Source organism: Ureibacillus xyleni (assembly GCF_900217795.1).
Classification (GTDB): domain Bacteria; phylum Bacillota; class Bacilli; order Bacillales_A; family Planococcaceae; genus Ureibacillus; species Ureibacillus xyleni.
This window is the reverse complement of record NZ_OBMQ01000007.1, coordinates 162,688-183,888: the sequence shown is the minus strand read 5'-3', so window position 1 is coordinate 183,888 and position 21,201 is coordinate 162,688. Positions and strand designations below refer to the sequence as shown.

At 33.3% G+C, this 21,201-nt stretch carries 19 protein-coding genes; 16 read left to right on the top strand and 3 right to left on the bottom strand.

Features of this window, described 5'->3' with window-relative positions:
• Positions 1–58: 58 nt before the first annotated feature.
• On the bottom strand, positions 59–1,498 hold the full coding sequence (locus CRO00_RS12030) for an ApeA N-terminal domain 1-containing protein (protein ID WP_097073916.1): 1,440 nt from the start codon (positions 1,496–1,498) through the stop codon (positions 59–61).
• Positions 1,499–2,157: 659 nt separating this feature from the next.
• Here CRO00_RS12030 and CRO00_RS12025 point away from each other — a divergent pair.
• A complete protein-coding gene (locus CRO00_RS12025; protein ID WP_097073915.1) occupies positions 2,158–2,985 on the top strand; it encodes a hypothetical protein in 828 nt (275 codons plus the stop codon).
• Positions 2,986–3,149: 164 nt separating this feature from the next.
• Here CRO00_RS12025 and CRO00_RS12020 read toward each other — a convergent pair whose 3' ends face one another.
• Positions 3,150–4,169 (bottom strand): PD-(D/E)XK nuclease family protein, encoded by a 1,020-nt coding sequence (locus CRO00_RS12020; RefSeq protein ID WP_097073914.1) that lies wholly within the window; start codon positions 4,167–4,169, stop codon positions 3,150–3,152.
• Between the two features lie 144 nt (positions 4,170–4,313).
• On the opposite strand from CRO00_RS12020, the gene CRO00_RS12015 reads away from it, so the two are divergent.
• From CRO00_RS12015 to CRO00_RS11990, 6 genes are all read left to right on the top strand, one after another.
• Positions 4,314–4,922 carry a transglutaminase-like domain-containing protein gene (locus CRO00_RS12015; RefSeq protein WP_097073913.1) on the top strand — a complete coding sequence of 203 codons (609 nt, stop codon included), beginning with the start codon at positions 4,314–4,316 and terminating at the stop codon, positions 4,920–4,922.
• Between the two features lie 125 nt (positions 4,923–5,047).
• On the top strand, positions 5,048–5,524 hold the full coding sequence (locus tag CRO00_RS12010; protein WP_097073912.1) for a GNAT family N-acetyltransferase: 477 nt from the start codon (positions 5,048–5,050) through the stop codon (positions 5,522–5,524).
• Positions 5,525–6,038: 514 nt separating this feature from the next.
• Complete coding sequence (locus tag CRO00_RS12005) at positions 6,039–6,842, top strand: sensor histidine kinase (protein WP_161946673.1); 804 nt, start codon at positions 6,039–6,041, stop codon at positions 6,840–6,842.
• Positions 6,839–7,492, top strand: coding sequence for a response regulator transcription factor (locus CRO00_RS12000; RefSeq protein WP_097073910.1), 654 nt, complete (start codon positions 6,839–6,841; stop codon positions 7,490–7,492). Before CRO00_RS12005 ends, CRO00_RS12000 begins: the two co-directional genes overlap by 4 nt.
• Before the next feature lie 110 nt (positions 7,493–7,602).
• A complete protein-coding gene (locus tag CRO00_RS11995) occupies positions 7,603–9,114 on the top strand; it encodes a serine hydrolase domain-containing protein (protein WP_097073909.1) in 1,512 nt (503 codons plus the stop codon).
• A 126-nt stretch (positions 9,115–9,240) separates the two neighbouring features.
• Positions 9,241–10,740, top strand: a complete 1,500-nt coding sequence (locus CRO00_RS11990) for a serine hydrolase domain-containing protein (RefSeq protein WP_097073908.1) — start codon at positions 9,241–9,243, stop codon at positions 10,738–10,740.
• Positions 10,741–10,985: 245 nt separating this feature from the next.
• On the opposite strand, the gene CRO00_RS11985 is transcribed toward CRO00_RS11990, so the two are convergent.
• Positions 10,986–11,819 (bottom strand): CPBP family intramembrane glutamic endopeptidase, encoded by an 834-nt coding sequence (locus CRO00_RS11985; RefSeq protein WP_097073907.1) that lies wholly within the window; start codon positions 11,817–11,819, stop codon positions 10,986–10,988.
• 148 nt (positions 11,820–11,967) lie between these two features.
• Between CRO00_RS11985 and CRO00_RS11980 the strand changes: the two genes are divergently transcribed.
• The 9 genes from CRO00_RS11980 (at position 11,968) to CRO00_RS11945 (ending at position 21,148) form a co-directional block, all read left to right on the top strand.
• Positions 11,968–13,167: a sensor histidine kinase gene (locus CRO00_RS11980; RefSeq protein ID WP_237658406.1), complete on the top strand. Its 1,200-nt coding sequence runs from the start codon at positions 11,968–11,970 to the stop codon at positions 13,165–13,167.
• On the top strand, positions 13,160–13,816 hold the full coding sequence (locus CRO00_RS11975; protein WP_097073905.1) for a response regulator transcription factor: 657 nt from the start codon (positions 13,160–13,162) through the stop codon (positions 13,814–13,816). The genes CRO00_RS11980 and CRO00_RS11975 overlap by 8 nt, the downstream gene beginning before the upstream one ends.
• 6 nt (positions 13,817–13,822) lie before the next feature.
• Positions 13,823–14,266, top strand: coding sequence for a DinB family protein (locus tag CRO00_RS11970; protein ID WP_337189415.1), 444 nt, complete (start codon positions 13,823–13,825; stop codon positions 14,264–14,266).
• Positions 14,267–14,286: 20 nt separating this feature from the next.
• Positions 14,287–14,709: a VOC family protein gene (locus CRO00_RS11965; RefSeq protein WP_097073903.1), complete on the top strand. Its 423-nt coding sequence runs from the start codon at positions 14,287–14,289 to the stop codon at positions 14,707–14,709.
• Between the two features lie 81 nt (positions 14,710–14,790).
• The gene (locus CRO00_RS11960; protein ID WP_097073902.1) at positions 14,791–15,837 is read left to right on the top strand and encodes a site-2 protease family protein; all 1,047 of its coding nucleotides are present in this window, start codon (positions 14,791–14,793) and stop codon (positions 15,835–15,837) included.
• Between the two features lie 24 nt (positions 15,838–15,861).
• Positions 15,862–16,023 carry a hypothetical protein gene (locus tag CRO00_RS20165; protein WP_161946672.1) on the top strand — a complete coding sequence of 54 codons (162 nt, stop codon included), beginning with the start codon at positions 15,862–15,864 and terminating at the stop codon, positions 16,021–16,023.
• A gap of 481 nt (positions 16,024–16,504) precedes the next feature.
• On the top strand, positions 16,505–16,966 hold the full coding sequence (locus CRO00_RS11955; protein ID WP_097073901.1) for a chemotaxis protein CheW: 462 nt from the start codon (positions 16,505–16,507) through the stop codon (positions 16,964–16,966).
• 4 nt (positions 16,967–16,970) lie between these two features.
• Positions 16,971–19,562 (top strand): chemotaxis protein CheA, encoded by a 2,592-nt coding sequence (locus CRO00_RS11950; RefSeq protein WP_097073900.1) that lies wholly within the window; start codon positions 16,971–16,973, stop codon positions 19,560–19,562.
• The gene (locus CRO00_RS11945) at positions 19,559–21,148 is read left to right on the top strand and encodes a methyl-accepting chemotaxis protein (RefSeq protein WP_097073899.1); all 1,590 of its coding nucleotides are present in this window, start codon (positions 19,559–19,561) and stop codon (positions 21,146–21,148) included. The genes CRO00_RS11950 and CRO00_RS11945 overlap by 4 nt, the downstream gene beginning before the upstream one ends.
• The last annotated feature ends 53 nt before the right edge of the window (positions 21,149–21,201 follow it).

Genomic DNA, 21,201 nt, shown 5'->3' with positions numbered 1-21,201 from the left:
TAAGGTAGATTAAATAAGTTTTTTTAATCTACCTTTTATTTATCTTACAATTACGATATTAGGAACTTAGAATTTTGTTTGCTTCTGTTAAAGAATAAGAATATTGTTTACTTTCCCTGACTTTTTTAAGTATCATGTCTTCGTCTATTCCCAACTCTTTAAATAACAAAATTGTGTTTAATGCTCTTAATCTAATAATTGCGTAGTATTTTTCATCAATAGAAGTCAGCAAATTCTTTTTCCCATCATCATCAAAATGGGTGAGATAATTCCGAGTATCGACTATCTGTTGTGTAAATTTCTTACTCTTTGTTTTGCTGATAAATAGAGTGTTGATTGTTTCTGAAGAAAGTTCATTCACTATTTCTTTCAGCCTTTGATTTAGCGAATACTCATTTCCATATTTACTTGTAAACTTACTATGTAATTCTTGTGGTAAGTTTTCAATTACAAATTCAATAACTTCATTACGGTATTTTTCAAACACATCTTCGTCATATATTTTCCCGTTATGAGTTCTTCTATGGTATGTTTCAAGTGTTTGAACAACGTTTAAAAAGCTTGTATCAATATAAATGATGTCCTTATAGAAGTCACTAATATAAAGTTCATATACAGTTTTTAAATTTTCTTCTTTTTCAAACCATAAGTTTACAATGTTTGGGAAAGATTCACTTATTTCTGAGTATGGTATCATAAAATCTGTTTTTCTTATTTTCTCTTTTATCTTAAAATTAGATTGATTAAAGAACCAGTAGTATTCATCTCTTTTAGTTTTTTCGGTGTCTCCGAAGTGTTTTTCATCGCCGAAAAAAATAATGTTCTCATAGTAAATTGGCATTCCAAATAGTAACGTTAGCAAGTTGTTTAATGAAAACAACTTTTCTTCAAACCAGTTAAAACTTTTAATGCTATCTGGGGTTATTTTAATTCCACTTTTAAAATTCCAAGAGATATATTCATTAGGATTACCATTTAGATTACTTTTATATGTATCCTCAATTGTAGCTTTAATTGACGGTACAGAAATCTTAATTACTTCTGGTGCAACATAATTTATTTGTGTTTCCTGTTTATTAGAATTGCTATCATAGATTACTTTAAATGGACCTTTCTCTAACCAAGTTGTTAAATAAGTAGGATAAAATGAAACTGAGTGGAAGGCAGTATTTTCTATTGAATCAAAATGCCCACCTACTATAAAGGAAGTTACGCTATATGATTCTGTTGAATAACCAGGGAAATTCATTGAAAAATTAGAAGAGTTGCATGAAATTAAAGTGACCTTTTCTCCTCTTTCTGTGAAGCCTATGATTGTTTCATGCTGATTTAGGTCTTTATTTATTGCAGATAATTCTTTAAGAGTCCCAAGTAATTCAAGCCGTATTTCATCACTATCATAAAACAAAATTCCCGAAACTTGATTATTAGATCCTGGTAACCACCAATATCCTTTCATTTCAAGCTTTTCTAACATATTGGATTTGGAAGCTTTCATAGTTATCAACCCTTTCTTTAATCTTAAACAAAGTTTACCATTTATTTGTTAATTAGTTGTGATATCTAATTTAGCAACATTAAAGGGCTATGAAATATCTGTTTCATGAAAAGGAAAAAAACGAGTTAAAAACCTTGTCTCCGTAAGTAATTAATTCATTCCATGGTCAAAACCATGGTCAAACATTTTTGAAAGTAGCTAAAAACCCTTATAAACACTGGTATTAGAACCTTTTTAGAAGATAGTGGTTCGACTCCCGCCGTCTCCATAATTGAAATTTATATGATTTCATTGAACGTCAAAATCCTTTAATATCAAGGGTTTTGACGTTTTTGTTTTATTATTTCATATTATCTATAGTATAAAAAGGATTTGTAATGAAATAGTATTAAACGCTAAACATCACTAGGTATTTATGAGGGAATAATTTCAATTTGTGATAATGAATAAATACTATATAATGTTCATATATATAAATTTTTTTAGGTTGTTTGCATAAAAAGAATATAAAAGAATAAATGACGATTGTACTAATATTTTGAGTCTACCGAATAATTTTACTATTATGCTTTTATTTACTCATTTACTTTGCCAATCATTATTAAGATTGGATGGTAACTAATCTTTATTTATATGCGATATTTAGGGGGATTTAAGAAATGGTTTTTGGATTTATAGGAAAAATGATTTTTGATAAAAAAAGCCAAAATAGAATGATGAATCAAATGAGCACGATAGAAGAATCACAAACGAATATGTATCAATTGTTCGAGAATGAAATTAAAGCCTTACAGCAAGGGCCATTTGAAGCAGGTATGATTTATTTAGAGGATGCTAAGAAAGAGCATAGAAGTGCTAAAGAAACAAATCAACTGATTGAACAAGCCAAAAAAGAATTTATTAGTAGTTGTGGCATTTTAAAAGCAAAACAAGAAAAGGCACCCATCGATTTATATTCTTTAGGTGTAACGCAATCTTACATAGCAATGAGTTGGCTAATGTTGAACAAGCCTTATGATGCTAAAGATTATATGGCGGATGCTGTAAAGACACTATCAGACGCTGAGATTTCTTTTCGGAATGAAATTCAAGCCATTTCAAAAATTATTCCGGCTTTACAACATAGCCAAGGATCTTTCGTGAATTTATTAATGGACGGACAAATAAAAAAAGCTTGGGAACGTTTTAGTGAGAGTGATGGCTATGAACAACAGAGAAAAAAATTACCTAGTTATACTCAAAAACTAGGAAAATACCGTCAATCTTTAAATGAACTAACTAGCTATAAAAATGAAATGGTCGAATTAAAGCTACAAATTGACAATAACATTGAGGAAAACGAAAAGAAAAAAGAATTGTCAAAAAATGTAGCGATTGGAGTAAAGGATATCGCAGTAGGTGCAATCCAAAACGACAAAGTTAAAGAATTGGCTTCAATTGATAATGTGAAAAAAATTGGTGGTTTATTCGCACGTAAAAATAAATAAATAACTGTGCATAGGAAAACGTCAAAATCCTTAAAAAAATGGGGTTTTGACGTTTGTTATTGAAACGACTAGAGCTAAAAAGGAAACTATTTGAACAGCTCCTAACTCTCTGAGGTCTACATATGTGTTACCTTTTAAATAAGAAATAGATTGCTATTATCAAGTCACCTATATAAGCTATCAATAATCCCCTTTGTCTTCGCCAACTTCTCTGAAAACCAATCCACAATGCGTTCCTTTTGATTATTCTCGGTTAAGAAATTTAGCAAAGATGTCTCATACCAAGCATAGACCTCATTGTTTTCAACCTGATAATAATCAAATTTGTCACTATCACCTAAAGATTGCTTTTGCATCTTAGCTGCAAATTCTTTGTTCTTTTGTCTATATACTTGAACGAAGAGAACTGGGGAAACATTGTCTTTTACACTTTCCATTTCGAAACCAATCATTATTTCGATATCTTCACCTCTATATGAACTAGTCCAGAGAGAATATCGGTTATTGGAAGGAATTTGCTTTAGGCGTTCATAATCGCGCTGATACGGCTGACCAAAATGCTCTAAAAACGGAACTCTCGCTAAATCTAATACTTCATCCATCTTCGCAATGATACCCTGAAAACCTTTCATTACCACAATATCCTCAATACTAAAATCTTTTACCCCTGCCATTTTTTCACCTCTTAACAGTTCTAAGAATGCATTGATTATTTCAGTTTGTTCTTGTTTTTCCAGAAATTCATACACTTTTTGCCAACGAAATTGATAAAATGAACATATCGCCATCGTCTTTGGATCATAAAATTTCGTACAATATCGTAAATATGTTTTCTTACCACTTTCTTCGCTAATTCTGGTTAAAACCTCAGCATATCGTTTCAGTTGCCGTTCCCCTTCACCACTTGCCACCTTATTTTCCAAAAAGCAAATAGTCGCCTCATTTTCAAAAACAAGATCAATTATACAGTTTTGGTCTGAATGGTGAGCATAACGAACTTGAGAATCGACTTTAAATCCATCTCCCTCAATTTGCAATACTTCATTCACAAACCGATCTAGTAATTGTTGATCTGTTTGCAGTATCCCCGCTACTAACTCAGTTACAAAATCTTCAAGTGGGGTTTTTTCAGAGCGTTTTTGTATCTTGTACAGCTGCAGTAATCTTTCAAAGATATTGGCCATACACGTAATTCCTTTCACGTAAAAATTTTATCTATTCATATTTTATACTTTTTTTGGTGAGTGTGAAAATTATCCTATGAAAGAACTTTCTATTAACTTATAATAATACGAAATTATGAATAATAATTCGTGGGAGTTGATTAAATGAAATTGATTTGTGAGTCTGAGAAATTAGATGATTATGTGCTTGAGCTAAAAGAAGTTAATTATTCTCACCCTTTTATTAAAAAAAAGACTATGGAACTTTTTACACAATCTCAATCCGAAATAGAAAAAGCAAGAATAGCCTTTGAATTTGTTCGTGATGAAATATCACATTCTTGGGATATTCAAGGGGAAAAGGTTACGTGTAATGCATCTGATGTACTGACCTACAAAGAGGGGATATGCTATGCAAAATCAAATTTGCTCGCATCTTTATTACGTTCTCAAGGTATTCCAACAGGTTTTTGTTATCAACGGTTAATGTTGTTTGACACACCAGAAAAGGGGTATTGTATTCACGCTTTAAATGCTGTTTACTTTAGAACTTTAAACAGATGGATAAGGCTAGATGCTCGTGGTAATAAAAACGGAATTGATGCACAATTTTCTTTAGATGAAGAAAAATTAGCTTTTATTCCACAAGAGAAATTTAATGAAAAGAATTATCCAACTATTTTTGTGAAGCCCAACCCTAAAACAATGGCTGTGCTACAAGAAAATACGAATATATTAGAGTTATATAAACATCATTTACCTGAAAGTTTATAACTTATTCAAAATGCTCTAGGAAGATCTGAATATTCATTGAGCCTAAAGTATGGTAGTATGTTATATATTAGTTGTCATGCCAATAACTTGTAAGTTTTAAAGGCTATTTAATACCAAGGGGAAATATGGATACTATTTCACTAAGACATTTTGAAAAAAATCACTTAGAAATTTTAAAGTCCTTCCATTTACCGGCAGAGCAAAAGAAATTTACTGCTTTGCCGATTGATATTTTAGAAGAAACTGAAGGGAAACATCCTATTGTCATTGTATATGGGGACGCTCCTGTTGGTTTCTTTTTACTTCACAATTCCAATCGAGTTAAGGAATACTCTGCTAATCCTCATGCATTGTTATTAACTGCTTTTTCTATAAACCATTTAGAGCAGGGGAAAGGTTTTGCAAAAAAGGCAATGCAAAAACTAAGTAATTTTGTGAAATCCGAATTTCCTTCTTATAATGAAATTGTCCTTGCTGTAAATTATAAAAATATTCCAGCTCAAGAATTATATCGTAAGGTAGGGTTCTATGATACGGGCGAAAGAAAAATTGGTCCAATTGGGGAACAGTATATTATGAAAATGAAAGTTGAAGATAAATAAGTCCAAATACTCCACACCTTCTAATGATTGCCATGTTTTGTGATTTTCACGTGAACATGAATTGTTAGGAGGTTTTTATTGTCACTCGTGAACTAAAAATATAGTAGTAATCTTTACAATATAAATGGGGAATTATATGAAAAATAAAAAAATACTCTTGAATAGGATGGATGATGTATTTATTGGGATACGTCTGATTTGGCTTTTATTGTGGATCATGATTATTACTAATAATGAAACTTTTAATACAACCTTGGTTCCTTTTAGCGCTCTATTATTATGGCTTTTTTTGTCATATCTTTTACCACAATATTTTCTATTGCCTAGCAATTTTTCACACCGAAAATATTATTTATTAGAGTTATTGCTAACTGGAAGTCTTTATGCTTATTTATTATTATTTGTCGGTTCTGATTCATCTCTATTATTGATACCATTAATTATTTTGGGATTCTATTATTCTCACCGGTTTTCGTGGTGGATAATCAATATTTCATTTTTATTGATACCGATTATGGGAATTGTTTTACACAGTGAACCATTAATTGTTCTACTCACACATTTATTAAACAATATGATTGCGTTAGGTGTTGGTTTTACCTTTAATCGAATGGATGTATTACTAAAGGAAAATCAAAAACAATACCTTTTAATTACTGAGCAAAATAATATTTTGGAACAGTATGCAAAACAAGTTGAAAGATTAACGTTGCTGGAAGAACGGAATCGGATGGCAAGTGAGTTACATGACACAGTAGGACACTCTTTTACATCTGTCATAGTTGGAATTGATGGCATCATTGCTAATCTAAAGCTATCCGACACAGAAAGAGCACTAACTAAATTACAAGTGTTAAGAAATTCAACACGAAAAGGCCTTGATGAAATTAGGGAAAACATTCACATGAATAACGACTTTGTAAATGACGAATCCATCGTATATAAACTGTCTAGCTTGGCTGACGATTTTGCAAAGAATACAGGAACAAAAATCTACTTTGAACATACTGACAGTAAACAAGAACTAGGTTACCATACTCAGAACACTTTGATGCGCTGTCTTCAAGAAGCACTGACGAATGCCAAAAGACATGGTAATGCTCAAAATATTTCGATTACATTTACTTTTGAGCGTGATGGTGTGGTATTAACAATTAAAGACGATGGGGTTGGTACAGATGAAGTTCAATTTGGATTTGGTCTGAAAAGTATGAGACAAAGACTTTTAACCTTAAACGGAAATTTACATATTAGAGCTTCATCTGGGCATGGTGTAGAACTTACCTGCACAATTCCTTATCAAGGAGGACACAAATGAGCAAAATTAAGTTACTCATAGTCGATGATCAAGAAATCATTCGTGAAGGATTGCAGGATACCTTTCTGCTAGAAAATGATATTCAAGTTATTGAACTTGCAGAAAATGGAGAAAAGGCAATTCAGTACTGTGAAAAATTGAGTCCTGATATCGTATTGATGGACGTTCGTATGCCTATTTTAGATGGAGTTGAAGCTACAAAAATAATTAAATCGAGGTGGCCAGACATCAGGATAGTTATTTTAACAACTTTTCAAGATATTAATTATGTAACGGAAGCGTTAAGGGCAGGAGCAGAGGGTTATCTTCTTAAGGCAATTAATCCAGTAGATTTAATAGCTGGAATAAAGCTGATTTCCCGTGGTGGAACGTTTATCTCAAAAGAAATAGCTCATTTATTGATTGAACAGATGAGCACACAAACTCCTAAAAGGACAGTGGTGGAAAATCCACATAATTATGGCTTAACAGAAAGAGAAATGGAAGTTTTGAGTTGTCTTGCAGAAGGTTTAACTAATACTGAAATATCAGCTCGGTTATTTCTATCAGTAGGTACTGTAAAAAACTACATTTCTAATATCTATGCAAAGCTTGATTTACATGACAGATTAAAAGTTGCAAGAAAAGCTATTGACGAGGGTATGGTATGACTCTAGTCATAATTTAGGCGAATACTTAAACAATATGACCGTGGTCACTATGATGGTTTCCTTTTTATGTCAGATAATATGATTGAAGACATGAGAAAGGATTGCCCAAAATGATAAAAAGAACAGTGATATTGTTATGTATGATTTTAACTCTCTTAAATGGATCAATAGAAAAGTATGTAGAGGCTGGGGATAAAACAGGAAAGTATCAACACATTGATACCTATTTGCAAGATCAAATGAAGTCTCAAGCGATAAGTGGATTAGCATATGCAATCCTTGAGGGCGATGAAGTTGTTCACATGAAGGCTTTTGGTAGGGCTAATTATGGTAAAAGTTTGACTATACAGACTCCAATGAAGATAGCATCACTTAGTAAATCATTCACCTCTTTAGCTATTATGCAGCTGGTAGATCAAGGTAAAGTCGAATTAGATGCACCTATTAAAGAGTATATACCATGGTTTAGATTGAAAGATGAAGAGGCAGCAGCGGGTATTACCATTCGACATCTTTTAAATCAAACAAGTGGTCTTCCATCTGAGGTAGTCATTGGGAAAGGGTTGTTGAATAAGTCATTAGAAGATACGGTCAGGCTCATGAAACAGTTGGACCTTAATCACCCCCCTGGAACAAAATTTGAGTACTCCAATTTAAACTACATAAGCTTGGGCCTATTGATTGAGTACGTATCAGGGATGCCGTTAGCCGATTATATTGAAACACAAATATTAACTCCATTAAACATGAATACCTCTTTTACTTCTATTGAAGGTGCAAAGAAAAGTGGACTTTCGAAAGATTTTACTTCGTGGTTTGGTATGCTTTTACCAACGAAGACGATTATGAGTAATTTGCCAAACTTCCTAGCGAGTGGTTATATGGTATCAAGTATAGAAGATATGGGAAAATATTTGCTAATGTATATGAATAAAGGAACACTAGCAGGGCAAAAGTTAGTTTCTGAAAAAGGTATACAAACACTCCAAACGGCTTCAGAAACAGCAGAAATGTATTTAGATGACGAGTTTTTTGGTCATTATGCAATGGGATGGTGGCAACGAAAAGTTCAAGGGACAGTGGTGATTGGGCATTCAGGGGATTTATTATCTGCTGCAAGAACCGATATGTATATCATTCCGGAGAAAAAAATAGGAGTAGTTATTTTAACAAATACTAACACAGGAACCTTTGCACCAGGGGACTCTCATATAAGTACAGATGGGGTTATTTCGATTTTGCTAGGCAAGGAGCCGCAAGTAGGTGAAACTCAAAGTTATAAATTCTATTATATGATTTTTGACATGATAGTTATAATAACTTTGGTAGGATTGCTATCGTATGGTATTCGTTTAAAAAGGAATTTAGGCAATCGATATCGAATCTCTACATGGACATTGATTATGACAGCTTTACAAATCTTATTACCAATTATAATCTTTATCGCATTACCTAAATTTTTGGGGGCTCCATCTTGGGGGTTTTTCTTCTGTGTTCAATCTGATATGACATGTGTACTACTTTTTACTATGCTTACTATATTTGCTTTTGGTTTAACTAAAATAGTATGGATGCTGCTGATATTTAAGAAAAAAGTAAAAACGAAGCAATTTCCAAATTAGATATTTCTTTGAATAAAATAATTCCTAAAGTGACTTCCTATTATCCGGAAGGCACTTTTTTTTATGACTTTTTTCTTCTAACTTTGATTAGAACGAAGCCAAAAATTTACGTAAAAGAGGCGAGCAATGATGAATGAAGTTGTTGGAAATAGTCATATGTGGTGGAGAAGGTTTGTGTTCTTTTTAACAATCGTATTTTTAATTAGTTCATTTACTAATCAAACATTTGCTAATGCGGTTGATATTTCAGAAGAAAATGTAAGGAACGTAAAATCTTATGTTGAGAAGCAATTTGAACGAGCTGAAATTGTTGGGGGTTCATATGCAATAGTTGCAAACAATGAAGTGATTGATTCAAGCGGGGTAGGTTACAGTGATTTAAAAGGTCAAAAAAGGGCAACTGCTGAAACGATTTATGCAATTGCGTCTGTTACGAAGGTGTTCACGGCAACAGCCATTTTGAGTTTGCATGAACAAGGGAAACTAAATCTCCAAGACTCTGTTCAAAAATACTTACCATGGTTTACTTATAAAGATATAGAAAAATCAAAAGAAGTCACCATTGAACACCTATTAACACATTCAGCTGGTGTGGATCGATATAAAGCGGACGGAGCAATTTTCGAAGACGAAAAGAATAATAGGAACTCATTAGAAAACGCAATTAAAACGTTAAGTACGGTTGAAATGACCTCAGATCCAGGTGAAAAAGGTCAATATTGTAATTCTTGCTATAACATACTGGGCTTAATTATTGAAAAAGTAACCGGTATGAGCTATTACGATTATATGCAAATGAATGTATTTCAACGATTAGATTTGGAGAGTACGGCTTTTGGGCATAATCTTAATCAAACCCAAGATATTGCCAAAGAATATAGCTGGTTTTTTGGTTTTCGAAATACAAGGTTATTAAATTATGAAACCTTTGGAGCTAGTCAAGATCCAGAAGGTGGTATATATTCAAATAGCTTAGACCTTGCAAAATATGTAGCTGCGACACTAGGTCCATCACCATGGTTAAGTACGGACACTTTAGAAATGTCGTATGAAGGTGTAGTTCCAACTGAGCATGAAGGTTGGGCGTATTCAATAGGAGGATTTGAAGTGAGTCAATACGATAATCAAACCCTCCTCTACAAAGGTGGAGATGGCATTGGATCCTCTAGTGCCATTATGTTGCTTCCAGAAGAAAACATAGGTGTTGTCCTGATTATAGGTGAGTCGAATTCAGAACCAAAACAAGAAATTGCAATGGGTATGCTTCAAATTCTAATAGGGAAGGAGCCGTTAAAATTAGAATTTGCTCCTCCACTATTTAAAATAGCGGGTTGGGCAATTTTATTGGTCCTCTTAGTAAATATTATTTTTTTAGTATTTTTAGTGAGAACTATTAGGAAAAGCAAAACAAACAAATATCGCTGGTTGTGGATTTTCTTAAGCCTCATATGTTTCATACTTTTCGTTGTCATCGGATTTTTATTATGGAAGGTAAGGCCAACTCAAATCGGTTTCTACGGTTATCCATACGATATTGCCATTGGTTTAGTTAGTCTCGAAGTTATGTTACTAATAATTTTCGTTTGTAACAGTTACTTAAGTATCGTTGGCAAAGGAACTAAATAATCTTTAATGTAAAGTGACTTGAAATATATTTTAGGTCACTTTTATGTTGGAGTTCTAGAGGTATAAATTTATTCCAGTGTAAGTTACCTGAAATATTACAATTATTACATAATAACTATAGTATATTGAGGTGACGTTGGAATGAGCGTATTGTAATGGTCGCATTTCAAAACGGATGTCTTCTAATTCTGGAGGACATTTATTATTTATGTAAAAATTAAAAAGCCTCCAATAAAAATTGGAAGCTATGATAATACTTTAGCGTTATTTACAATAATGGACGATTCTTTTCCATAAAAAACCTTTGTTAAAAGAATTGTAATCATCATATAAAGAACGATTATGATCAAATTAAACAAACCTAAATCGCCGTCAAATTTTAGAATCGCAATCTCGCTACTTCCTACAAGGTGAGATGTGGAGAAGTTAAAAATTAGATGAGCAAATATACATGGGAGTAAAGAACCGCTTTTTAAATAAATATTTAACATGACACAACTCATCAACATTAACACGACAATACTGATTGGATCTAACCCTCTGAAAATATGGAACACCATAAATATGATACTCGTCATCAAGAACAATTTCTTATTTGAAAGGAACTTCAAGTTTGCAACAAAATATCCTCTAAACAATACTTCTTCATAAAATGCAGCGACAAACCAAGACACAAACACCATGATAAATAATAGATAAAAACTCGGTTCAATAAATACTCCCATATTCCACTTTGCTGATACAACTCCTAAATTAGATGCTACCATGCTAACGATAAAGACAATGAATACCGTCAACACAATCGAACAAATTGAGAATAACAAATCTTTTCTCTTAAATTGGAAGCCAAGTGTCCGAATTTGTTTACCATCTACCAATTTGTAAAACAGTAACGTTGCAAGGGCAGTGGTACCGCTCACGATGATGCCTACTAAGGAAAACATTTTTAAATCGGGCGTTGTAATGTACTGAATTAAATCGAGTGGGAAAAGCAACAAATAATTCAGCATAAAATTAATCACACAAATGCTAACAATCCTTATTAATCCAACTTTCATTTTCATCCATCCTTTATCCATTTGGTAGTTCTCATTTTAGATTTGAAAAGTAAAAGGAGTAAGTGTCGTATGGATAAAGGAAAGTCATATTTTTTATGTATTTTTTTCCAAAAGTCACTTTATCATATGACCTTTATTGTGTAGATTGAAGATAGATTATTTGAAAGAAGTGAAAAATATGCAGGTCGCTTTAGATAAGAGAAAATGGAATTGGTTGGATACTTTTCTATTTTTCATGCGTACGTTATGGATTTACTATAATGCGAGCTGGGTTATTGAGAATACAGAACATTATCAAAATAAATGGCTGATGTTTCTTTGGTTTATGATGATTTATTTGATTCCACTGCTATTTTATCGCCCAGGTTATATTAAACTCATAAAATTCTTTATTGTAGAAGCACTTTTGACAGGAAGCATGTTTTTTTACATGATGGCGCAATTTCAAATCATTGGCGCCTATGATTTCTTATATTTGCCTCTTATTATGATTGCCTATGTTTGTCAAATTCGTCCTTATTTATGGATTGGTATGTTCACTAGTATCTTTATTTTTCTTACGGGCACTTGGTTAGGCAATCATTTCACCGAAAATTTTATTTCAATAGCAATAAATACAACTCTCTTTTATATGATGGGTTTCTGCCTAGGAAGGGTAACAATCATCAATAATAAAAATAAAGAGTTGATAAATTCGATTCAGGAGAAAAATAAAGCGTTGGAGCAATATTCTAGGAGAATAGAAGAGTTAACGATTATGGAAGAGAGAAATCGGGTGTCACAAGATCTCCACGATTCAGTTGGACATATATTTACTTCCGTTATCACAAGTTTAGATGCGCTTCCGTTTGTCATGAGAGCAAACCAGCAAGAAGCGGAGGAAAGCATAAGGGAAATTGCTAATCTTGCTCGGAATGGGTTAAGTGATGTGCGAAAAACGATTCATCAAATATCACCAACCGAAAATCGCCAACCCTTATCTCATTCTTTTCAACAAGTCATTAGTGAATTTATGAAACATACAGGGACAAATGTAGATTTTAAAATTGAAGGACCAGAAAAAGAAATTGGAGAAAGAATTAAATTTACGTTCATCCGCTGTTTGCAAGAAGGTTTAACGAATGCCATCAAACATGGGAGGGCAACTCAAATTTTTGTGAGAGTAACCTTTAATGAGGCGGCGCTACAATTAGAAATAAAAGATAATGGAATAGGCATTGACTCTCTAAATCTAGGGTTTGGTTTGCAAGGAATGAAGGACCGAATTACAGCGTTAAATGGCGTAGTTTACATTGAATCAGAAAGAAATCAAGGTACAGAACTACGATGTTCAATCCCTCTAGCAAAGGAAGTAATGTGGAATGATTAAGACAATTATCGTAGAAGACCAAGAATTAATACGGAAAAGTTTGAAAATCGTATTGGAAAGCATGTCGGATATTCAAATTATTGGAATGGCTGCAAATGGAGAAGAAGCAATCGAACTATGTGAACGAGAAAATCCTGACATTGTCTTAATGGATATTCAGATGCCAATCATGGATGGCGTAAAAGCAACAGAAATTATTAAGAGCAAGATGCCGCACATAAAGGTGATTATTTTAACCACATTCCAAGATATTACTCACGTTATGAATGCTTTAAACGCAGGTGCTGAAGGATATATTTTAAAAGCGGTGGATCCTCAGTTTTTAGTCGATGGCATTAAAATGGTTTATCATGGTGGGTCATTAATTCCACAAGAGCTTGCAAAGGAGGTATTTCAATCCATCCATAATAATCAAGTGGAACAGGATTCTATTAAAAGTTCTAATTCCTATGAACTTAATCAACAGGAATTAAAGGTTTTAAAATACTTGTCACAAGGGCTTTCCAATAGGGCGATTTCCGAGCGAATGTTTTTATCATTAGGCACTGTCAAAAATTATATTTCTAACATTTACTCAAAGTTGAACGTAAAAAATCGTTCTGCTGCAATAACGAAAGCAATTGAAGAAAGCATTATTAAGGAAAAATAAATAGGGGTGGTTCAATTGAAAACGATTCAAAAGATGTATGATCATTTACATTGGGCAAATCAACGTATACTTGAAACATTGCAAAGCAGCGAAAATGAGGAAGCATTACGTTTATTTTCTCATATATTATTTGCCGAAAAAGTTTGGTTTACAAGATTACAAGGTTTCGACAGTTCACATTTACCTATATGGTCAGATATAGACTTGGAAGGTTGTACTGAATTGGTTAAACAAAATGAAGAGACAATTATAACATTTCTGAAAGATGCCGACCTTAATAAAATAATATTCTATAAAAATAGTAAGGGCACAGAGTTCGAAAATTCAGCGCGGGATGTTTTAACCCATGTTGCCTTGCATGGGCAGTATCATCGCGGGCAGATTAATTCTCGACTTCGAGCAAGTGGAATGGAACCAGTGAATGTTGACTATATTACATTTGTGAGATAGGAATTTTAGGAGGTTCTTAGATGAAACCACGTATATCCGTACTAACATTAGGTGTTGATGATTTAGAAAAGTCCTTAGCATTTTATCGTGATGGGCTTGGATTACCGACAGAAGGGATAGTAGGTCAGGAGTTTGAGCATGGCGCTGTTGCATTTTTTGATCTTCAGCCAGGGTTAAAACTTGCAATTTGGAGTCGAAGAGATATTGCTCATGACACTAGCATTAAGCAGACACCTATAAGCCCAACCGAATTTACGATTGGTCACAATGTTGGAAGTAGAGAAGAAGTTGATAACGTATTAATACAGGCAGAAAAAGCTGGTGCTGAGATTACAGTTGCAGCACATGACACTTTCTGGGGAGGATATTCAGGATACTTCCAAGACCCAGATGGACATCTTTGGGAAGTAGTTTGGAACCCAGCTTGGGAAGTTGCAGAATAAGGCTTCATAGTCAATATTTCTTCCATAAAATGAAACATTTCCCTCCATTCACCGTATTTATTAGAGTGGAGGGTAAAATTTATGCGTAAAATAACATCACCATTAAGTATCACCTTTTTATTAGCGATACTAATATTTCTATTTAACTTTACTAAGTATGCTGATATAGCAAATTACTTCGGCATATCTATAGTTCTATTATTTTTTACACTATTAATTCATGAATTGGGACATATGTTGTTTGGGATATGGTCAGGTTACAGATTTAACTATTTGACGGTTGGCCCATTAACAATTGAAAATACTAACCGTTTTCAAATTAAAATAAATAATAGTTGGTTTTTTGTAGGAGGGGTAGCTAGTTGTTCGCCTTTATCGAGCAATTTAGCAACAATTGCAAGCCAGCATAGACGATTTGTTGCGGGTGGACCAATTTTTTCCATCGTAATAGCAATTGTTAGTTTCCTAGTAGGAAATTCATTGAATATCAATTGGATTACATATTTTGGGGTGTTTAACTTCCTTATTTTTCTCGCAACGATAATTCCATACCAAGGAGCGATAAAATCAGATGGTCGTGTATTACTAGAGCTATCAAAACAAGGTAAAGAGAGGGAAGAATTTTTAATTTCTCTTTTATTATTGAAAGAAATGAATTCTCCAATACACCCAACGAAATGGTCAATCGATTTAATAGAACAAGCTAAAACATTACATCCAACTATCGATAATGTGATGGTTTGTTATATTCTTTTTTACTACACACTTATACAAGAAGGCTATGAAAGTGCTTCAAAATTACTCGATCCGTTTAAGCAATTACCTGTAACGAAGGATAATAAAATGGCTTTACAATTTATTCATCATATAAAACAGATAGATCTTATGGTGGAAGGAAATTATGATGAAGCGTTAATTAGAGAGTTACACCAACACCTTAAACCAATCGAACCTCTCAGTTATAAAAGAAGTCAAGCCGTTCTAGCTAAATTAGAAGGCAATGACGAAGAAGCGATGCAAAAAATTTCTGAAGTCATAAACGAAATCGAGAAAGGGAAAAATCTTTTTGGATTCTTTTATGCAGAGGAACTATTGACAAAGCTATTAAAAACGAAATTAACGCAATGATTCATTTACTAAAGGAGAGTTTTTATGCCAATATCTATTAATAAAATGGTTGTGTGTAAAAAATGTGGTAAGCGAATAACAATAAAGGTTGGGGATGTTCGCGGTCCAAAAGAAATAAAGCAGCTTTATAATGCTTATTGCCCAAAATGTAAAATAGAAAACTTTTTTAGTAAATTAAAACAATAATGTCTTTAGGAGAAATTAAAAAGGAGAGATCCAACTACCTTTGGGTTACTAGAGTAATAGCACTAATTGGGTGGGGCAGTGCACTAACCTATCTATTAAGTTTATTGATAACCACCTTTATTGGTAGCATTTAAGAATAGGTTAGAAATGTCTTTTAAGATTAACAATACTTATTATTTTTAGCTTCAATATGTTAAAACCAATCATACCTTTTAAAATCCTTTATGAGATAATAAGCATCTTATATGGAATATAGAAGTAAAGAAAGCGCTCACGTCATTTCGGTGGGCGCTTTTATATATCTATAAATTGCAACATAATTTTTGTAGTACTTTATACTTATATTATAAGTAGGATAAAATAAATGTGACAATAGTATAGCAATGTTAAAAGATATATTTATTATCCATATTTTGTACCGATATTAGTTTTGTTAATATGAGTAGTACAAAAGTATAAGAAGTTAGTTGAGGGGATGTGCATGAAGGAATTTGAGAAGGATCAACTTTTGGGTCAATATGTCGTATTTGTAATCGATAAACAACTTTGTGCCTTATCAATAAAGGAAGTTGTTGAGATTATTCGAATTCAGCCTATTACAGAAGTAGTGAGCGATCGGGATTATATTAATGGTGTGATTAATTTGCGAGGTAGTATTATCCCGGTTGTTCATCTGCGAATGCGCTATAAATTGCCTATTGTACCTTTCAATAAAAAATCGCGCATTATTATTATTCGAAATGACGATGAAGGAATAGGTCTTATTGTAGATGAAGTGTTGATGGTAACACATATTGAAAACGAGCAGTTGGAACCGCCATTAGAAATTTTTAACACAATCGAAAAAGATTGCTTCAAAGGATTCGCAAAAGTAAATGATCAATTAATTGGGATATTGAATTTACAAAAAGTGCTCTACCCAGAGGAGGTAAAGGAGGGGTAATACAATGGAGATGGATATGTCCGTCTATTTAGGTGCCTTTCTAGATGAAGTAGATGAACAGTTGCAAATTTTAGATGAAGAAGTATTGGTTTTAGAACAAGACGGCGAAAACCAAGAAACAATTCAAAAAATATTTCGTGCTGCTCATACATTGAAAGGTTCTTCGGCTGCAATGGGTATGACTACGATGAAAGAGTTAACCCATAAAGTAGAAAATGTGTTTGATGCAATACGAAATCAACAATTAAAAGTAAATACTCAAATAATTAATCTTATTTTTGATTCCATTGATACGATTAAATTATTTAAGGAAGCTATTTTAAATGGCACGGTTGATCAAGTTGATGTTTCCCAATTAATTGAGAAATTAGAAGCGTGTAAAAATGGTGCAACAGCTGCTGACGCCACGCCTAAAACAGATGTGAAACAGGAAGAGAAAAAATCAACCGACGACGAAATTATTTTCCCAGAAGTTATATTTGATGAATATCAAAAAGATATGGTCGAAAAAGCATTTGAACTAAATATGAATGTGATGGCCGTTTATGTTGCTTTAAATTCAAAAGCAATGCTGAAATCTGTCCGTGCCTATTTAATCAATAATAATTTAAAAGAAATCGGGGAAATTCTTGCGTCGTATCCGGCAACAGAAGTGATTGAGGATGAAGAAAAGTTTGAAGGAAGTTTAGTATACATAGTTGTAACCGAATCCAAAAATCATGAAGTACTGTCGACACTTAATAGCATATCAGACATAAAAAGTGTTCATTTAAGTGAAATCAAGCCTGAAAATTTGGAAAGTTTTAGTAAAGGGAAAAAGGTAGGAATTGTAGAGCAAAAGCCACCTCAAGCTTCACCAACTATACCGAAAAAAGACGCAAAATTAAAAGTACAACAAACAGTTCGTGTTGATGTTGAACGTTTAGAATATTTACTTAATCTTGTAGGGGAATTGGTCATTAGTCAAACCCGCTTGAAAGATGTAGGTAGTCGATTATCTGAACATTATCCAAATGAACCGATGATAGAAGACTTTCATGAAGTTGACAACCAACTAGGACAAATCGTCAGCGAATTACATGAAGGTATGATGAAAACGAGAATGTTGCCAATTGAACAGTTGTTTAATCGTTTTCCTCGTATGGTTCGTGACCTTGCTCAAACAGCTGGAAAGGAAGTTAATTTTGTCATAGAGGGTAAAGAAACTGAATTAGATCGCAACTTAATTGATGAAATTGCTGACCCAATTATTCATCTATTACGAAATGCATTGGATCATGGAGTCGAAACGCCAGCAGAACGTGAAAAAAAGGGGAAATCTCCACAAGGAAAAGTAGTCTTAAAAGCTGCTCATAAAGAAAATCATATTGTTATCACGATATCAGATGATGGCAATGGAATTGATACAGAAAAACTCAAACAATCAGCCATTAAAAAACAACAAATTACACCAGCTGAAGCAGAACGTATGTCTGAAAAAGATGTGCTATTCCTAATTTTTAAATCAGGAGTATCAACGGCAGCGAAAGTAACTGAAATTTCTGGTCGTGGCGTCGGTATGGATATTGTACGTACTCATATTGAAAAGTTAAATGGTCTAATTGATATTGAAACAAAACAAGGTGAAGGAACAACCTTCACGATAAAATTGCCTCTCACTTTGGCGATAATCCGCTCTTTACTTGTAAGATTGGGCGATAAACAATTTGCTGTTCCCCTAGTAAATGTACAGGAAATTATTAGACTCGGGAAACATGAAATTAAAACGATTCAAAACCAAGAAGTAGGAATTGTTCGAGATCAAGTACTTCCATTAATTCGATTACATAAACGATTTAATGCATCCGAAGAACAGATTAATAGAAGCAAACGACTTTTAGTGGTGATTGTAGGCTTAGCAGAAAAACGAATTGGTCTTGTTATTGACCAAACTCTTGGAAATCAAGAAATTGTCATAAAACCGCTTGGAAAATATATGGGGTCCCCAAAATATATTGCAGGTGCAACGATAATGGGGGACGGAAAAGTAGCTTTAATCCTTGATGTCGCATCCATTGTCCTAGAAGAAGGCGTAAAAGATTCTATACCATACAACCAAAATATGGCTACAATTCAAAATGAAAAGTTAATTGGCATTACGTCATTTTATTTAGGGGATGAAGAGTACGGAATCGAAATTGACAAAGTAAAAGATATCATTACGGTTCCTTCAATTTCTCCAATTATTAATTCTCCTTATTCTATTATTGGAATGAGTAATTTTAGAGGGAAACTTATATCCGTGATGGACTTACGTAAACGACTTGGTTTGCCACTACAACCGATTACAAGAAAGTCACGTATTATTATTGTCGAAATTAACAATGAGCTGCTTGGATTATTAGTCGATAAAGTAACGCAAGTATTAAAAGTAGACGAGAATAAGATGGAAGAAGCACCAAATTACGAAAGTATAGTAGAACAAGAATATATTCAAGGCATGTACCATTTTGATGATCGCCTTATGATTCTATTAAATATTAATCAAATAATTGAAATTGACACGTTACTTCAATTAAATCAGAAACTAATTTCCGAACAGGAGGCAGTAAAATGACTTGGCTCAATAATCTTAGAATTGCCAACAAATTAAAAATGTTAAGTGGATTAACAATTGTTTTTCTTTTAATAGTAGGACTTGTTGGCGTTTTTTATATGAACAAAATGTCTGACCAAACAACTGATATGTATGAAAATCAATTATTACCTATTAAATGGTTAAATGATATACGTGCACAAAGCCGTGCAAATGAAGCGCTTGTAAAAGAAATTATTTTAACACAAGACGAAGCAGATAGAGCAAATTTAATTAACCAAGTTAAAGAACGTGCACAAAATATCCAAGAATATTTTGCTTTATACAAGGAAACAAATTTAACTGATTATGAACAAGAACGAATTGGAATTATTAGTGAAGAGATCCAGCGTATAGGGGCAAATCGCGAACAGTTATACAAAATTTTAGAAACTGGGACAAGTGAAGATGCCTTTGCTTATTATAAATCAAATTTAGTAACACCGCTTACAACGTTAAATACAACTTTACAAGATGTCGCTGAATATTTATCAGATCGTGCAGACGAAACATTAGATGTTATGCAAAGCGAAGAAAAAACAGCATTAACAATTATGATTTCTGTGATCGTGATTGCTAGTATTATTTTCGCTTTATTAAGTACGGTTATATCGAAAGCTATTGTAAATCCACTTAAAGATGTAGTGGATGTGATGAAAGAAGCGGAAAAAGGCGACTTAACGGTTCGTGTCAACTATGAATCTAAAGATGAAATTGGTAGAATGGTCGTTTCATTTAACCAATTAACTGAATCAACACGTATTGCTATGGAAAAAGTGGTTAACTCGGCGAATGAGTTAGCAGCAAGTTCTCAACAAATTTCGGCAAGTACAGAAGAAATTGCATCTGGTAGCCAGCAACAAGCCCAGGATGCAACGGCTTCTGCTGCAATGATGGCAGAAATGACAAACGTTGTAGAAGATGTGGCACAAAATGCTGAACAAGCTGCCCTATTAGCAGAAAATACGATGAATGAAGCTAAACAAGGTGGCGTAGTTATCAATGACGCGATCCAAGGTATGAGAGCAATTCGTGAAAGTATTTATGAATTATCGAATAAATCTGAGCAAATTGGTGAAATTGTTGAAGTTATTGATGATATAGCAGAACAAACAAATTTACTTGCATTAAATGCGGCAATCGAAGCAGCACGTGCTGGAGAAGCTGGAAAAGGATTTGCAGTTGTTGCCGATGAAGTTCGCAAATTAGCAGAACGCAGCTCGAAGGCAACAAAGGAAATTTCCGAGCTTGTAAATATTATTCAAGAAAACACAAAAGATTCGGTTCGCTCTGTTGAAGTAGGCAGTGAAAAAGCAGAAAAAGTCGATAGCACATTCAATGATATTTTACAATTAGTTGGACATTCCGCTTCTAAAGTAACAGAAATTGCTGCTGCAAATGAACAACAAACTGCACAAGCTGAAGAAGTACAACAAGCTGTAAGTAGTATTGCAGCAGTAACAGAAGAAATTAGCGCAGGTCTACAAGAAACAGCAGCAACTGCAGAAACATTAGCCGAAATGGCAGAATCATTAAACCAATTAACAGCACAGTTTAAAATTCGATAAAAATTTGTAAATCATTTAGCGAAACAAAAGTGTTTTGCTAAATGATTTATTAT

What these genes read in the sequence shown, in the direction of transcription:
- CRO00_RS12030 (WP_097073916.1), bottom strand. Translation starts at nt 1,498, where the DNA reads ATGAAAGCTTCCAAATCCAATATGTTAGAAAAGCTTGAAATGAAAGGA.
- CRO00_RS12025 (WP_097073915.1), top strand. Translation starts at nt 2,158, where the DNA reads ATGGTTTTTGGATTTATAGGAAAAATGATTTTTGATAAAAAAAGCCAA.
- CRO00_RS12020 (WP_097073914.1), bottom strand. Translation starts at nt 4,169, where the DNA reads ATGGCCAATATCTTTGAAAGATTACTGCAGCTGTACAAGATACAAAAA.
- CRO00_RS12015 (WP_097073913.1), top strand. Translation starts at nt 4,314, where the DNA reads ATGAAATTGATTTGTGAGTCTGAGAAATTAGATGATTATGTGCTTGAG.
- CRO00_RS12010 (WP_097073912.1), top strand. Translation starts at nt 5,048, where the DNA reads ATGGATACTATTTCACTAAGACATTTTGAAAAAAATCACTTAGAAATT.
- CRO00_RS12005 (WP_161946673.1), top strand. Translation starts at nt 6,039, where the DNA reads ATGGGAATTGTTTTACACAGTGAACCATTAATTGTTCTACTCACACAT.
- CRO00_RS12000 (WP_097073910.1), top strand. Translation starts at nt 6,839, where the DNA reads ATGAGCAAAATTAAGTTACTCATAGTCGATGATCAAGAAATCATTCGT.
- CRO00_RS11995 (WP_097073909.1), top strand. Translation starts at nt 7,603, where the DNA reads ATGATAAAAAGAACAGTGATATTGTTATGTATGATTTTAACTCTCTTA.
- CRO00_RS11990 (WP_097073908.1), top strand. Translation starts at nt 9,241, where the DNA reads ATGATGAATGAAGTTGTTGGAAATAGTCATATGTGGTGGAGAAGGTTT.
- CRO00_RS11985 (WP_097073907.1), bottom strand. Translation starts at nt 11,819, where the DNA reads ATGGATAAAGGATGGATGAAAATGAAAGTTGGATTAATAAGGATTGTT.
- CRO00_RS11975 (WP_097073905.1), top strand. Translation starts at nt 13,160, where the DNA reads ATGATTAAGACAATTATCGTAGAAGACCAAGAATTAATACGGAAAAGT.
- CRO00_RS11965 (WP_097073903.1), top strand. Translation starts at nt 14,287, where the DNA reads ATGAAACCACGTATATCCGTACTAACATTAGGTGTTGATGATTTAGAA.
- CRO00_RS11960 (WP_097073902.1), top strand. Translation starts at nt 14,791, where the DNA reads ATGCGTAAAATAACATCACCATTAAGTATCACCTTTTTATTAGCGATA.
- CRO00_RS20165 (WP_161946672.1), top strand. Translation starts at nt 15,862, where the DNA reads ATGCCAATATCTATTAATAAAATGGTTGTGTGTAAAAAATGTGGTAAG.
- CRO00_RS11955 (WP_097073901.1), top strand. Translation starts at nt 16,505, where the DNA reads ATGAAGGAATTTGAGAAGGATCAACTTTTGGGTCAATATGTCGTATTT.
- CRO00_RS11950 (WP_097073900.1), top strand. Translation starts at nt 16,971, where the DNA reads ATGGAGATGGATATGTCCGTCTATTTAGGTGCCTTTCTAGATGAAGTA.
- CRO00_RS11945 (WP_097073899.1), top strand. Translation starts at nt 19,559, where the DNA reads ATGACTTGGCTCAATAATCTTAGAATTGCCAACAAATTAAAAATGTTA.